15 protein-coding genes are annotated in these 14,302 nt (G+C 37.4%); all 15 read right to left on the bottom strand.

Annotated features, from left to right (window positions below):
- Nucleotides 1-66 precede the first annotated feature (66 nt).
- The 15 genes from ACLIBH_RS12430 to ACLIBH_RS12360 all read right to left on the bottom strand — a co-directional run bounded on the left by ACLIBH_RS12430 (nt 67) and on the right by ACLIBH_RS12360 (nt 14,281).
- Entirely contained in the window at nt 67-363 is a 297-nt protein-coding gene (locus ACLIBH_RS12430) for a hypothetical protein (RefSeq protein WP_439316101.1), read from the bottom strand.
- Nucleotides 360-3,011, bottom strand: a complete 2,652-nt coding sequence (locus ACLIBH_RS12425; protein ID WP_439317029.1) for a phage tail spike protein — start codon at nt 3,009-3,011, stop codon at nt 360-362. The genes ACLIBH_RS12430 and ACLIBH_RS12425 overlap by 4 nt, the downstream gene beginning before the upstream one ends.
- 25 nt (nt 3,012-3,036) lie before the next feature.
- The gene (locus ACLIBH_RS12420) at nt 3,037-4,467 is read right to left on the bottom strand and encodes a distal tail protein Dit (RefSeq protein ID WP_439317028.1); all 1,431 of its coding nucleotides are present in this window, start codon (nt 4,465-4,467) and stop codon (nt 3,037-3,039) included.
- Nucleotides 4,460-7,885 carry a phage tail tape measure protein gene (locus ACLIBH_RS12415; RefSeq protein WP_439317027.1) on the bottom strand — a complete coding sequence of 1,142 codons (3,426 nt, stop codon included), beginning with the start codon at nt 7,883-7,885 and terminating at the stop codon, nt 4,460-4,462. The genes ACLIBH_RS12420 and ACLIBH_RS12415 overlap by 8 nt, the downstream gene beginning before the upstream one ends.
- A 203-nt stretch (nt 7,886-8,088) precedes the next feature.
- Nucleotides 8,089-8,391 carry a phage tail assembly chaperone G gene (gpG, locus tag ACLIBH_RS12410; protein WP_439317026.1) on the bottom strand — a complete coding sequence of 101 codons (303 nt, stop codon included), beginning with the start codon at nt 8,389-8,391 and terminating at the stop codon, nt 8,089-8,091.
- A gap of 10 nt (nt 8,392-8,401) precedes the next feature.
- Nucleotides 8,402-8,974: a major tail protein gene (locus ACLIBH_RS12405; RefSeq protein ID WP_439317025.1), complete on the bottom strand. Its 573-nt coding sequence runs from the start codon at nt 8,972-8,974 to the stop codon at nt 8,402-8,404.
- A 3-nt stretch (nt 8,975-8,977) separates the two neighbouring features.
- A complete protein-coding gene (locus ACLIBH_RS12400) occupies nt 8,978-9,298 on the bottom strand; it encodes a hypothetical protein (RefSeq protein WP_439317024.1) in 321 nt (106 codons plus the stop codon).
- Entirely contained in the window at nt 9,295-9,660 is a 366-nt protein-coding gene (locus ACLIBH_RS12395; RefSeq protein ID WP_439317023.1) for an HK97-gp10 family putative phage morphogenesis protein, read from the bottom strand. Before ACLIBH_RS12395 ends, ACLIBH_RS12400 begins: the two co-directional genes overlap by 4 nt.
- Entirely contained in the window at nt 9,661-9,999 is a 339-nt protein-coding gene (locus tag ACLIBH_RS12390) for a phage head closure protein (RefSeq protein ID WP_439317022.1), read from the bottom strand.
- Nucleotides 9,986-10,309, bottom strand: a complete 324-nt coding sequence (locus ACLIBH_RS12385) for a head-tail connector protein (protein ID WP_439317021.1) — start codon at nt 10,307-10,309, stop codon at nt 9,986-9,988. Before ACLIBH_RS12385 ends, ACLIBH_RS12390 begins: the two co-directional genes overlap by 14 nt.
- A 34-nt stretch (nt 10,310-10,343) precedes the next feature.
- A complete protein-coding gene (locus ACLIBH_RS12380; RefSeq protein WP_439317020.1) occupies nt 10,344-10,661 on the bottom strand; it encodes a hypothetical protein in 318 nt (105 codons plus the stop codon).
- Nucleotides 10,662-10,693: 32 nt separating this feature from the next.
- A complete protein-coding gene (locus ACLIBH_RS12375) occupies nt 10,694-11,890 on the bottom strand; it encodes a phage major capsid protein (protein ID WP_439317031.1) in 1,197 nt (398 codons plus the stop codon).
- Nucleotides 11,891-11,997: 107 nt separating this feature from the next.
- Nucleotides 11,998-12,747, bottom strand: coding sequence for a head maturation protease, ClpP-related (locus ACLIBH_RS12370; protein ID WP_439317030.1), 750 nt, complete (start codon nt 12,745-12,747; stop codon nt 11,998-12,000).
- Nucleotides 12,748-12,808: 61 nt separating this feature from the next.
- Nucleotides 12,809-14,059, bottom strand: a complete 1,251-nt coding sequence (locus ACLIBH_RS12365) for a phage portal protein (protein WP_439317019.1) — start codon at nt 14,057-14,059, stop codon at nt 12,809-12,811.
- A gap of 15 nt (nt 14,060-14,074) precedes the next feature.
- The gene (locus tag ACLIBH_RS12360) at nt 14,075-14,281 is read right to left on the bottom strand and encodes a hypothetical protein (RefSeq protein ID WP_439317018.1); all 207 of its coding nucleotides are present in this window, start codon (nt 14,279-14,281) and stop codon (nt 14,075-14,077) included.
- Nucleotides 14,282-14,302: the final 21 nt, after the last annotated feature.

Genomic DNA, 14,302 nt, shown 5'->3' with positions numbered 1-14,302 from the left:
ATCCGGCACATCTGCATAAGCCCATTTTCCTCGAATAATATAAGTTGCAAATAACATAGCCAACATTTACTTGCCTCCATTCAATATTGTTTGTGATAGTTCTAAGACAGCCATAGCAAGCATGTCATTGTCTTGTTTCAATTTCTCCATGTCGCTTAACTTTTGATTTACCGTTTCTTCTTCTCGCTGTTGTAATTCTGATGCAGTTAATCCTTCTATCCATTCACCGTTAGTAAATTTCGGTTTGAATAAACGAGCATCCCATCCTTTTAAAATAAGGTAATCCGGATCTGCATCGAACGGAAAATTAGAATTATATGTGTCAACTACAAACCCATTACTATCAATTAAATAAACAATCATCTGACCACCCCATTAAATAAGATGCCATCGAAACTAACGATAGTATTAGAACCACCGCCGACCATAATGTATCCGTTTGTTGAAATATGCAGATCGTGTCCTTGTGCGGACGGAAAGCGCATATAATATGAAGGTCTGTAACCTACAGGCAGTCTTGCTACTGGCGATCCCGTTCCTACAGTGCCGTCTTTAATAGATCCTTTAATATATATATAGCCTTGTGTGTCTTCGTAAAAAACTAAATTAGGGTATATTCCTCCTGCGTTTACCCAACCGTTTTGTAACGATAAGGCTTGTGCTCCCAATTGCCTTATAAAACGTCCACTATCTAAACGAATATCAGTATTAAAGTGCGCTGGTTGTCCTCTAGTTGAAGTGAACACAAACCCATTCTTACTATTAAATTCAAAATCATTTAAATTACCTACACCATCCGAACCATGGTGAACACCATCACCATTTACAGTTATACGATCAGTAGTACCGTCAAAATAATGATGCGTTTCGAAGTAGCCTTCACCTTCGCCAATACGCGCTATTAATTTTTTAACTGCTGGCATATCCACAATTGTTTCAACAACACCGTAAAATGTACCACTCGCACCTTCTAAATTACCGGAGAATTTGACATTTCCTTGATCATCAACAACCAGCTTTCCGTTAGCAAGATTTAATGTGACACCCTGTATATGTCCAGCCGTAACGTTTCCTAAGTCTGCACTTAATGCTGATAGTTTTAATACATTAAGTACGTCAACTGTCATTTTAGCGGTGTCCCATGCACTCCCATTCCATTTTTTAATAGCAATTACTTCACCTGATGAATCAGTTTGGAACCATGTGCCATTAACAGCAGGATTACTTGGAGCATTCGGTCCCATGTGTGCTATACCATCTTTTCCAGGTATACCTTGATCTCCTTGGTCACCTTTTTCACCTCTGACTTTATTCCATGTGTAGGAAGAAACGTTATTTGAGTCTGAAGAATTAAAATCAACATACGTACCAATCCATTCCCCTACATCCTCACCATTATTTCCTGTAAATGTAGCACCGCCATCATTACTATATTTGATATGGAGGTAACTTGTTTGACCATCTGCGCCAGCTTCACCCTTAACACCATCAGTACCCCTTATAAGCGACCATTCATATGCTGTATGAGACGTTGGTGCACTTGGTGTTGTAGTGGTTGCTATTCCAATATATTTCGCATTAGTCGGATCAGTTGTCATAGGGTCACCACTTGCATTTTGACTGTAACGAACCCATAAATATGAGTTTGTTCCGTCTTGACCATCTACACCGTCAAAGTAATCGACACCTTTAATAGGCGTATACCCATCTTCGCCTTTAGGCCCTACTGGCCCCTCTTCACCCGGTTCTCCGGGATCACCCTTTACAGCTTTCCACTCTATACCGTCAAACAGTTTCAAAGAGATTGGATCTGATGACGTATCAACCCATTTGTCACCTACGTTAGGATTAACTGGTTCCATTGGTTGTTCAGGGATGATTTTTTCAGCATACTCAACTAATTCAGCTTGACTAATCTTCTGCTTAACTTCTTTTTCAAGCTTACGCCAAATCGAATACACTTCATCTTCCGTAAATTCTTTGAAGTCCCCAAGCTCTACTCGCTTTTGTGATTCATCTGTTATACTTCTTTCTATAGTATGAATACGAGCTTCCAAAAAAAGTGGTGGATCAAACGCTTCATCTTTCGCACGGATGGTATCACCGAAGCGCAATACTTTATTTTTTAGTCCTGGAACATGCTCCAAGACCACCATTTGCATACGATATTGGATACTTGCATTGATTCGTTTTACCAGTTCTCTTTCACCAAGTTTGATTAATTCTGCAGCTGTAATGTCTTGGTCAACCTGTGGTTCGTACACATCGATAATATGCCTACCTTTATGATTCCATCGTTCAAAGGCTTCTTGGTCTTCAACATACTCAATTAAACGTGTACCATCTTCTCTTTCCGGTCCCCAAATCTCTAATTTAGTTACGATTTGGTCTGTTTGTTCGATTCGTTCAATTTCCATGATATCTTTTCCAAATACAGCTTCATAACCTCTGCGATCACCTATACGTTCAAGTAAATCAACGTAACGATAAATCTTACCGTTTTCTTGCTCGATACGGAAATTTAATTCAAGATCAAACTCTCTAGCAATTCGTTTTAAATATCCAAAAGGTTTTACTTTATCTTCAAAGTCGATTGTACGAATTCCAGCGTAAGCTATATTCCCGACTAACCATTCGCTATCTGCAAGGGCAATTACTGCATGCTCTCTTGCTGTTTCAGCAGCTGTTTTATGAGCAGGAAATGTTTTTCCTGTTGTGAGGTCTACCTGGTAACTAGCTACAGTTCGAATTTCTGCAGTTAAAGATGTATTCTTTAATTTACTTACACGATAGATAACAAGCTCTACTAAGCTACCATCTTCATCAGGTATAATTACTCGATTTCGTTTTCCAAGATGCTGAAAATAATGTTTATTTAAAAATGTACGGAATTGGAAAGTTTCCAAAGTATCTTGCATTTTTTTAGTGTGCAAGTTGTCTAAAATGTTTGGCTTGGTGATATCATCAAGTACCTGGTCTGTTTGTCCGTCAATGATGTGTATGATTGACAAGGGATTTCCTCCTTTCTTCTCGGTATTATCTGTATGGTGGTCTAAATTTTAATATTGTATTAAAAGCACCTTCAGGCATTACAACCAAATTATTATTACCTTCTTTTAACTTAAAATACGAAGCTCCAAAATCTAACTTTAAATCTTTTCGTGGTTCTCCATTTAAATAGATTTCATCTTCTACATGGTCAAATCTTATCTTATCGCCAACATCGGCTATATAAGGAATTCCTTCACGTTGATTTAACTTGTACACCTTAATATCGTTAATCTTTTGTTGAGTAGGATTGTATTCTTTAGATGTCGCAATGTGGACTTGTATTTGGGCAATGTCAGTTCCATACAAGCCTTTCGTATCCTCAAATGCTCGTGTCATCGTGCTATGATGGTTTCCATTTTCATCAATCAGAGCTACATAAGCCTGCCAACGATTATTCGCACGTTGCAAACGTAACATCCCTTTGAAATTAGCCCAAGTAGCCTGACGATTACCATAATCGTTAGCTATTAATAGTCGACCACTTTCAAATGTTCCTGCACGAGCGTTAGCTTCATTGAGTCTCATACCGGTATTCGCATCACGCATGCGAATGCTACCTATAACTTTACTATTTACATCGAGTAGAAATATTTCTACTTTTCCTATTTCATTTGCGTAAATTCCAACTTGTTCAATCAAAAATTCCGCTCTAAAATTGGTTAAAGTTTCAGATAAACTCTTTTTAAGAGACGGGCCATGCCAACCACTACCTGTCCCATAGCCCGTAGCGATAAAAGATGATCCATCACTTACCATCGTTCCTGCAACAATGCCACCCTCAACTTCTGTTCCATTTGTCCAGCCAGTCGTTGTATTACAAGCATCGTGCAATATTAATTCTTCTCTAACAAAAACAATATCATCAACATTAACAGGGCTGCCGATTACGTTGTATTCTTCACCGTTTGAGATCATCGCAAATGTTACAGGCTCAAGTACTTCTAATTCGAAAACAGGTTCTGCTTCTGCTGTGCCTTTGTTTTCGATGATTGCTGTATCTGTGGTAAATTCTTTTGTTTGTTCGGGACCATAAGAATATGGATCAGAACATAAAAATGTAATAATACCCCTACGCTGATCTACAAACTTTTCAAATTCTTCAATGGTTCCTTCAATTTCAGCATAATATGCTCGGCCAGATTCATCATCGAATTCTAAAGGGGCTGCTTCATTAGTAATAAGCCATGATCCTAATTCGTCTTTTAATTGAAGTGCATGTTCATCATCCTTAACGATAAATCCAATCGGTTGAGTAATATAAAGTACGTCAGTATTTTTAGAACCAACATGTGCCCCAGGCATTCCTGGTACATGGATTAATTTATTACGAACAGGAGCAAAAGGAGATTTTTTGCGACCCTGTAATAAATACAACCAAGGTTTTCTAATTCCATTGAACGTTAATGATTTACGCAAACATATCCTCCTCTTCCCTGTCTAATTCTTGTAATTCAGTTACATGACGGTAAGTGTGCCTACTTAACTCTTTACCGTCCACCTGGTTTATCACAGTAGTATATATAACGGCTTCACCGGTCACTGGTACTTGACGCTGATTATTCAACCCGCTAACAATTCGATTAGCTTCACCAGGTGGATTAGCTCCTGTTGCATAGGCTGGCATATTATTTATTGCGCTTAATATTCGTTTCGACTCGTCATGAGTGAATACCTCATATCCAGCTGGTCTGTCATACATTCCTAGGTTAAGTACTTCCCACTTGTTACCAAGTCGGCCAAGTTCAAATCCTTCTTCACCAGCAATGAATGGACCACCTTTATGATGATCTGTTCCGTCTTTAAACCCCGGTATCCTAATGCCGCTTAATGCCTCCGAAAAGCTTGCCCGAATGTTAGACCATCTGCCAGACAGAGTAACTGATTTTGTAACTGATTTTTTAGCTTCATCAGTTATCTTTTTTGCTGTACCCTTATCATCCACTTCAACGTCTTTATCAGTGTCTTTCCCGAGTTCATCCGTTAAATCTTCTGCAAGCCCAATGCCAGTGCCAATTTTTATATTTGTATTATCCTGCTCTATACCCATGTTGAGCATTTCTCTTACTGATAATCCCAACAGTTCATTTTGACGTTGAGTCTTTAAATTCTTTTCAGATTGATAACCGGTTTCATCGTAAATTTGATCACGAATATCAATATGCTTACCGATAGATAAATCAAGTTCCGAAACTTGTTCTTGATACTCACGTGTTTTCTTTTCTTCTTCGGTTGCGTTTTCGATCATTTCTTTTCGTTCGTCTTTTAGCTTTTGGATTCGTTCATCAAGCTTGTCTAAACCCTCGCCTTTTTCAAAATTAATATCGACTTCGGATAAAAGTAAATCAGCCATTCGAGCGTTTATTTCTTCCAGTTTAGCAAGTTCATCTTCGTTTAAATCGATTTTATTCTGGAGTTCTTTTTTACTTTCTTTTAAAAGTTCATAAGAACCGACTAAACCTTCTTCATATAGTCGTTGCCAAAAACCTTGTTCTTTCAATAATTCTATGCGCTCTTCTTCCGTTGTTTTGGAATCCAATAATTGTGTATTTATTTTTCCAATCTGATCCTGGGCCTTATCCCTTATTTCTTCTTCGGTTGATCCTCTTAATTCTTGTACGCGCAACATATCTTCATCTATTTTCTGGATATCCAACTTCAACTGTTTATTTTCTTTTATTATTTTAGCTTCATTTTCCAATGCTAGAAATTGTTCTTCTCTAAGCTCTTGAAGAGACATCTCACGTAACGCCTTAATATATTCTTTCACTGCATCGGTTGACTCAACGACCGCATTGCCTTTGTCACTGAAAGACTTCTCAACATTTGGAGATTGCTCTATGATATCTTCATTCAATTCAATCATCTTGTCGATCTGCTCATTACTAAGGCCGCTTTTTTCTCTTAATCTCTCATATTCATCTTTTAATTCAGCTACTCGTGCAGGGTTTTGTGTCTTTTCCAGTTCCTTCTGAATGTCAATCATGCGACCGAATTCATCAGTGGTCAGCTTGCTTTGTGATTGTAATTCGTCAAATTTACTGACTAAGTTTTCTAATGCGTCTGCTTCATCCCAAAGTTTATCCGCTGTTTCAGTAGATACATCGTGTAATTTATCTTTATCTTTTGTTAGTTGATAAACACCAACCCCAAGTGCGCCGATGGCTAAGGTTGCTAGAGCAACAGGACCAGTAGATACGCCAAGTAAACCAATTCGACCAGCTAAACCTGCTCCTCTTGCAGCTCCTATCATTTTTGATGCGCTACCACCGATACGTAGAAGACCACCAACAGCAGTAGTCATGTTTCCAAGTATTAACGCTGCTGGTCCAACAGTTGCAGCAAGTCCTGCCATTGTGAGTATATTTTTTTGCGTATCTTTGTCGAGTTCTCCAAATTGACGTGCTAAATCAGTAGCGTATTTAACACCATCTGTGAAAACAGGCAGTAAGTTTTCAGATAAAACAATTCCAGCTTCTTCAGCGGCAGACCTAAATTCACGTAAAGCGCCTTTAGCGTTATCCTCCATGATTTTAGCCATTTCAGATGCTGCGCCTTCGCTGTTTTCAAGCTCTTTCGTGTAGTTCTCCAATTCTTTCGATCCACGATCTAATAACGTAGACCAACCGGCTGTAGATTCTGAACCAAACAAAATAGCAAGGGACGCTGCTCTTGTTTTCGAGTCCATGTCTCCTAAACCTTTTTCAAGTTCAGCAACAACATCGTGCATTTCTTTCATGTTTCCATCGGCATCAAATACATTAATACCTAAATCTTTAATTAAACTTGCTGCTTTACCAGTAGGATTAGCAAGTCTTAATAATCCTTGTCGTAATTGTCGACCAGCTTGTTCACCTTGGATTCCTGCATCACTCATAAACCCAACGGATGCAGTTAATCCTTCAATTTCAAGATCCAACGTAGATGCAATAGGTGCTGCATATTTCATTGCTCCACCCAATTGTTCAACGTTTGTATTTGCTGTTGATGCACCTTTGGCAAGTACATCAGCAACTCTTCCGGCTTCTCCGGCTTCCATGTTAAACCCACTAATAATATTAGATGCTATGTCAGCTGCTCGACCTAATTCCATGTTGGATGATGACGCTAAATCCAAAAGACCTGGCATTGCGCTTAATACTTCGTTAGTTTCAAATCCGGCCATCGCTAGGAACTTTTGACCTTCTGCTGCTTGAGTTGCAGAAAATCTAGTTTCAGAACCTAATTCTCTAGCTTGGCCACTAAGCTGTTCAAATTCTTTACCAGTAGCACCACTTATTGCCTGAACTTCGGACATACCTTCTTGAAAATCCATACCCGTTTTTAATGCCGCTGCGCCTAGACCTAAAATTGGAGCAGTAACATACATAGACCATGATCGACCGAATGAAGTCATTCCTCGACCGATATCTTGCATTTTCTTTCCAGTCGCATCCATATTACGACCTAACTGCTTCCATGGGTTTGTTTGTCGTTCGATTTCTTTAGTAATGCCTTTTAGGGCATTTTCCGTTTTGTTCATTTCAGCTTTAGCTTTTTGATAAGCTGTGTTGGCTTTCTGAGTTTCTTTCGAATTATCACCGGTGGATTTACGGCTTTCTTCATAACGCCGTCTTAATTCTTCGACTTGCCTTTTTTGCAGTTGCAATGTTCTGTTAAGTACATCAGATTTTTTTCTTAGCTCGTCTACCCCTCGAGCAAAACCAGTTCCGGAAGAGGTAACGGCTCGTTGTTCTTGTTTCAAACCTTGCAATTGTCTATTAACGCCTGCCATTGACTGCTGAAATTGGGCTGAATCAAGACTTATTCTTGTTTTTAAATCACCTACATTAGCCATTGCTACCTCCTCCTAGAACAATTTGATCTGATCAATGTAAACTTTTTCTTCTTGGTACAAACTAAAATAAAAATGGATGTCCATCTCGTCTAATTGACCGAGTGTCCATCCATTCTTTAGTAGACTTCTATAAATTTCTTTTAATTGTTTCAATCGTTCTTCAGCATGTTTGATAAGGGAAGCTTTAACCTCTTCAGGAGACCTTACTTCCCCTGTTCGTTTCCCTTTTCTTTTTTTGGGACTTCACCAGTCCTAACATAAGAAAATACATCAAGTAACGTCTGAATCAATTCGTGTGAAGGTATGCCATCATAAAACTCATCAACGGTAAATTGATTATCAAATACGTTACAGACAAAACCTACAACTTCGTCGTAATCATCAAGATTCATGTCTGTATAATCAATGGTTTGATCGTATTCTAGTAATTTGCGATAAAATCTAGCAGATACAAATGATGTAGTAAATATTTTCTTTTTTCCATCAATCAGTAAAGTAAGTTTCATTATTTACCTCCTAAATCTCCGGTGTTTCTTCATATGGAGCATCAAACCAATTATCAAAAATAGTTTTGTCTGTAATATCTGCATCATCTTCATCCGCATCGTGTCCGTAGAGTCTATCAGAGTCCCTACGAATGAATCTGCCAGTTGTCGTCGGTGTTTGAAAAGCTGGCGTTTCTTGCTTAGTTTCATAGTTTCGTTCAGGCGGAGTAAATTTACCTTTATAAAGCACAACATAACGATAAGCGCCGTTTGCCTTTTCAGATCGAAAAGCTAAAGCTCCATATGGTGGTCGATCATCTTCGCTATCAGCCAATAATCCATCACTATTAATTTTCTTTCCATACATAACTGACTGCGCCTCTTTGGATAAGTCGTCCGTCTGGACAGTCACTGTTGTCGCCCCTCGAGCTTCCGCAGTTTCAGCTACACCATCTTCAGCTCGTAATTCACCTGTATTAAAACTTGGTTGCACATTAGCAGTCATGGCTTTCCCAATTCGAACCCCTGCATCATACGTTGTTCCAGTATCATCATCAGATGTTATAGGGAAAAAATAAATATCTCTTAATCCAATAGTAGCCATACATTATTCCTCCTCAATAAAATAAAATCGTAATATTTTGTGATAAAACTTTGTGTCGGTTTCATACCGTTGATCTTCAAAATTCTTTTTAAAACCCGCTTGCTTCATTGCATCCTTAATGTCTTTTGTTAATTGGATATAATCCCATTTAGTAAATAAGTCTAATTGGACATAATGAGTGATGTACTGCTCCTCATCATCTGAATCAAATTGAACTTGGGGCAAAAAGAAAAAGCGAATGTAAGTGTCATCGCTTCCTGTGTAATCTTCAAATGCAACTTCTTTCCCTAGTGGGTTCAATGCATCAAATATTTTTTTATTCATAATGCCATCAACCTTTGACGTATTTTATAAGCCATTGCATTTTGTATTTTAGTTATGTTTTGGTTAAATGCTGGACCCATAAAAGGTTGAGCACGCATTTTCACAGTTCCGTATTCCAACATGTACCCATAATATGCGTGACCTTGTTGATCTACATAAACCTCTACTTCATCACCTTCAACATCAGATATTTCTATATTCATTTCTAGGTTCCGTGTCATTTTTGGAGCTCTTTCTTTTGTTGCTTTTTGCATAACCTTAGCACCTTCCAGCAACGCTTCATTTTTTGCCGTTTCTACACCTTGCTCCATATTTGATAACCTTGTTACCAACTCGTCCATACCTTCAAAATCAAATTTCATTTACTCCACCGCCTTACAAAAAACGGTCATCGTAACGTTTTGTCCATCATCGTTTTCAATGGATTCTATTTCATGTTCAATGTCGCGCCACTTTACTTTCACATGCTTTGGTCTGACACCTTCCACTAGCTTTTTTTGATAACGAATGGTAAATTCTCTGTTATGCTCTCGGTTGGTTTGAGCAGCAGAATAAAACGTATTACCTTTAAGAGTTTTTAATGCACCCCAAGCCTTTGTGTAAATGTCACTACCAGGAATAGGAAAACCATTCTCATTTGTTTTTAATAGTTGGGTAAAAAATAACCGTTGATCTAAATTGCCTGGATTAATTGGTTTCACTTGAATCACCACCATAACAATAGCGCAACTCTCTTAAAAGGCTATCTAAAGAGTGTGGTATTTCATAAGAAGCATTACCAATCCTAAAGGCTTGCCTGTTATCGTACCAATGTTCAACGAGTAAAGCGCAAGCTTGTACAAATTGTTCTTTTGCATCTTCATTTGTTAAATCGATTGCACCAACTTTATTTTTAACACTTATAGTTGCACGCTTATAAAAATTCTTTAAGTCGTTTTCTTCTTCTGAATCAAGGTGATCAATACGTAAATATCGTTTTAACTCGTTTAATTCATCTGTCGTCATGGTCATAAAATCACCTCTTTAAAAGGAAAAGAGAGCGATATTATTCGCCCTCTTCTTCTTCAAATACAGAAAGTAATTGCTCAATATGTTCAACAACGCCTTTTCTGTTTTTGTTTTCCTTCTCCTCTGCAAGAAGTTTCGTTAACTCCTCTTGATCCAATTCAGCAACATTCTGTTTTACGGTTTCAACGTTTCCTTCAAGTCGTTCATCCGTGACTTTTTCTTCAATAATTTCACCTAGATAACCTTTACTTTTAATTTCCATTACTCGACTTTCGCTGCTTTCATACACATCATTAGCATTATAATATTTTTTAGTCTTCTTATCACGGAAACGTTTAATTACTTTAGCTTTCATTTTCAATCAATCCTCATTTCATTTTTATTTTTTTATACTTCTGGTGCAGGTGTGATATCAATTTGCGTGTAAACTACAGCTTCATTATCCCAACCAGTAACATCTTCTCGAACAATAGCTCGGAATTCAGTTGTATTACTTCTCCATGCTTCGCCGCCAACTTTTGTCATATCAATTGATACTTGTTGACGATCCCAAAGGACAATCGCTTCATCTAACACACCAATTATAAATGGTGCCATTTTTGTTCCTGCACCTTCATCTACTACACTTGCAATTGTTTTATTTGATAGAACAACTACAGGACGACCATGCAATAATTTACGTGTGCTGTTTTGTGGATCTGGTTGTAATAAAGGGCGACCATTACCATCTTCTAATTGATCAAGGTAGTTAAAACCATCTTGATTAGTATAAATACTAGCTTCTAGAGAGAAGGCTGGATCTAAAGTAATATTAAGTGTCGTTTTAATCCCTTTATGATCATCAAGAGTTTCTTTAGCAAGTGTATCTACTTGTTGCAAGATTAAATAATTGTCAGTTGCTTTAGATTTTTTCGAAATCCAACGAATCAAATAATCCTCCAACGCTTGGTCTGAATCATCCAGTACGCTATTAGGTACAGGAAGGAAGCCAGCACGATCTTCAATATTGTACGGTAATCGATCAAATTTAGGAGAATCGATTTCTTTCATATCATTCGGATCACCATATTCTGATAATGGTTGTAAAGGCGTATGTTCCGCACGACGTTCTAAAGTACGAGCACCTTTATTTGTAGAAACAGGAACTACTGTTACATACTGACGTAAGTCATCAGTAGTATCACGAAATTCGTTAATACGGGTTTGAATATCCTCTGGAATAATATAACCGCCATCTTCACCAGTACCAGATGAAATTTTAGCTTTATATTTTTCCATAACATCTAATTCATCGCTAGTTAAGGACTGCCCACGAACTGCCTTAAAAAACAATGCTTTATATTCTTTGTTTTCGTCCTGCTTTGGATCTGGCACCATTTGCGCTCCGTTATTATTAACTCCAGGAAGTTGGATGTTTTGAAAGTCTTTTTGCAACGCTAAAAAATTATCAAGTTCACTCTTTTTGGCTTTTGCCTCACCCAACTTTGCGCGCGCTTCTTCTTGCTTTCCTTCATCCATTAGTGCCTGTGCTGCATCTTTTAAATCAGATACATCTTGGCGCAATTCACGCTCACGATTCGTCATTCCAGCGCTTCCATCGGCAAATACACCTTTAACTAATACATTTTTCATTAATGAATTTAATGCTTGTTTAAATTTTGTCAATTTAATTCCTCCCATAAAAAATAGACCTATAAATTTAAAAGGTCAATTTCATTTTGTAATTTAATTTTTTCTAATTCTTCATCCGTTTTTTTAGCTGATTCCCAATCTGCAATAAACTGATTTTTATCCTTGTCATTCATTTTCGGAATGATTAGCTTATCTTCTTTCAATAAAGTTTTAGGTACATTCTTAAAGTTTTCCAACAAATGACTTGCGCTAGCCGTCACCTCAACAGCTTTCGTAATTTCAATGTTGAAATACTTTGTCGCTTCATCAGCAGTAAGCCATGTTTCATCGTTGACCATTTGTTTTACTTCTTCAACATCAACTCCCTCACGTAAATTTTCTTCATACGCTTGCATTAAGCCACTTTCAATAGTATCGAGGTCATCAGCAATCTTACGTAAATCGTTCGCATTACCAATAACCCATGTGAGAGGTTTGTGAATCATCATAAAAGCATTAGAAGGCATATAAACCTCATCACCCACTAGAGCAATGATAGATGCCATTGAAGCAGCAACACCATCAATATGAACAATCTTTTTAGCTTCGTTCCGCTTCAACATGTTGTAAATTGCCAAACCAGCAAAGACAGAACCTCCTGGACTATTGATATAAATGTTTAATGTTTCAAGTCCATCTACTTTTTCTAATGAACCTTTCACGTCGTCTGGCATCACATCGTACTCATCCCATTTCCAGTCAGTGTTATCTACAATTTCACCATAAATATAAAGGTCGGCCGATTTGTCGGTGAGGTTCTTTACTGTCATTAGATTTATATTTCGGTTAATTGGTATGACACTGTTATAGATTGGATAGTGTAGTTTTCTTTTAATCATCCTCACCTCCTTTCGTTGCTCCTGCTTTAGCAAGTTGATATTCGTCTGCAATATCAATAGAAACATGATTTAAATCAACCCGATGTACATCTCCACCTTCAATAGCGTTTCGATCTTCTAGTTCTCTGACCTCATTCAAATTATAGGCACCAATATCAGTCATAGTTTTATAAAATTCTGCTTGCGTTTTCTTATCTGCTCTTAATAAACTTTCTAAGTTGAATTTTAAATAATATTTTTGTAATTCTCTTTCAGTAAAAAGTCCAAAACTTTTTTCTTCTTCATATTGCTTTAAAATTGGACTCAAAGTATTTCTGATAAAGGATAGGTTTTCATGTTCTATATTTGAATGTGTTGCTCTTTCCAATTCGTTAACCATATGAAGTGGAACATCAAACATTGTGGCAATCTCCGCTTTATCAAATCGCATAGATTCAATAAATTGTGCATCTTTAAGTGGCATACTTATGTTTTGAAATTCCAATCCCGCATCAAGAATAGCCACTCTTTGAGCATTGTTTATGCCCGTGTTTGCTTTTTCCCATTCATCCCGTATAACATTCTTTGCATCACTATTTAGCATACCAGGAATCTTTAAGTAACCACTATTTACAGCACCATGCTTGTAAAACTTACCTTTAAACTTTTGTGCTGCTTGTGAACTTCCAATAGCTTCTCTCGCAACTTGGATTGGCGGTTTACCTTTTATTCCATCAGTAGTAAGTGCTGTTAAATGAATAATGTCATGATAAGCAATCTTTACTTGCTTTCCGTTTGGTAAAGTAGTCACATACCACAACATATTTGTGTCCACATCGATTATCGGTTCTGTTACAGAAGGATTTAACAACCATAAAGACTTTGGTCTACCATCAGCACCCCAATCGATGTTTACATAAGCGTTTCCCCAAGTATTACGATGTGTTTCCATCAAGTGCTTAAATTTAAATGGTCCTTGATAAGGGTTAGGTCTGTCTTCCAATAACTTAGACACAACGTGCTTTTTCTCACGTTCTCGACCTTTATTTGTACGCTTGAAAACTTGTAACGGTAACATAGCCACCGCATTTGCTTTTATGTTCACGCACCGATAAACAGTAGGTACACCTAATGCTGAATTGACTGTAACCTTTTCACCACTTGCCGATTCATGTCCAAACATTTTTAAAAACCAAGGGGCCGGTTCTTTTAAATCAGTTGTATCTGATTCATTTTTTACTCCTAGTAAATTGCTGAAAATCATTTACCCACCCCCTTTCTAATTCTTGGCTTTAGCTAAAATTAATCCAAATATAAATATAGTTGCACCTAACACATAGTTTCCGATTAATGTACTGATCGAATATGTTGTTGCAATGAGAATTGCTACTCCAACCAAAATAAAAAAATCGTCTAACCAGTCGGTAAATAAGGATTTGAAAAACGATATTATAAATTGTTTTAATGCTTGTGCTATTTTAATCACCTCTTTTTAGTTCTTCTAATT

Origin of the sequence: Virgibacillus sp. W0430 (assembly GCF_051846935.1) — a bacterium.
Classification (GTDB): domain Bacteria; phylum Bacillota; class Bacilli; order Bacillales; family Amphibacillaceae; genus JBPYCR01.
This window is presented reverse-complemented; position numbering and strand designations above follow the sequence as displayed.

Bases quoted from the DNA above. Each gene is read 5' to 3' on its own strand.
- ACLIBH_RS12400 (WP_439317024.1), bottom strand. From the start codon at position 9,298: ATGAATAAAAAAATATTTGATGCATTGAACCCACTAGGGAAAGAAGTT.
- ACLIBH_RS12365 (WP_439317019.1), bottom strand. From the start codon at position 14,059: ATGATTTTCAGCAATTTACTAGGAGTAAAAAATGAATCAGATACAACT.
- gpG (WP_439317026.1), bottom strand. From the start codon at position 8,391: ATGAAACTTACTTTACTGATTGATGGAAAAAAGAAAATATTTACTACA.
- ACLIBH_RS12430 (WP_439316101.1), bottom strand. From the start codon at position 363: ATGATTGTTTATTTAATTGATAGTAATGGGTTTGTAGTTGACACATAT.
- ACLIBH_RS12375 (WP_439317031.1), bottom strand. From the start codon at position 11,890: ATGACGAATCGTGAGCGTGAATTGCGCCAAGATGTATCTGATTTAAAA.
- ACLIBH_RS12405 (WP_439317025.1), bottom strand. From the start codon at position 8,974: ATGGCTACTATTGGATTAAGAGATATTTATTTTTTCCCTATAACATCT.
- ACLIBH_RS12385 (WP_439317021.1), bottom strand. From the start codon at position 10,309: ATGACCATGACGACAGATGAATTAAACGAGTTAAAACGATATTTACGT.
- ACLIBH_RS12395 (WP_439317023.1), bottom strand. From the start codon at position 9,660: ATGAAATTTGATTTTGAAGGTATGGACGAGTTGGTAACAAGGTTATCA.
- ACLIBH_RS12380 (WP_439317020.1), bottom strand. From the start codon at position 10,661: ATGAAAGCTAAAGTAATTAAACGTTTCCGTGATAAGAAGACTAAAAAA.
- ACLIBH_RS12370 (WP_439317030.1), bottom strand. From the start codon at position 12,747: ATGACAGTAAAGAACCTCACCGACAAATCGGCCGACCTTTATATTTAT.
- ACLIBH_RS12415 (WP_439317027.1), bottom strand. From the start codon at position 7,885: ATGGCTAATGTAGGTGATTTAAAAACAAGAATAAGTCTTGATTCAGCC.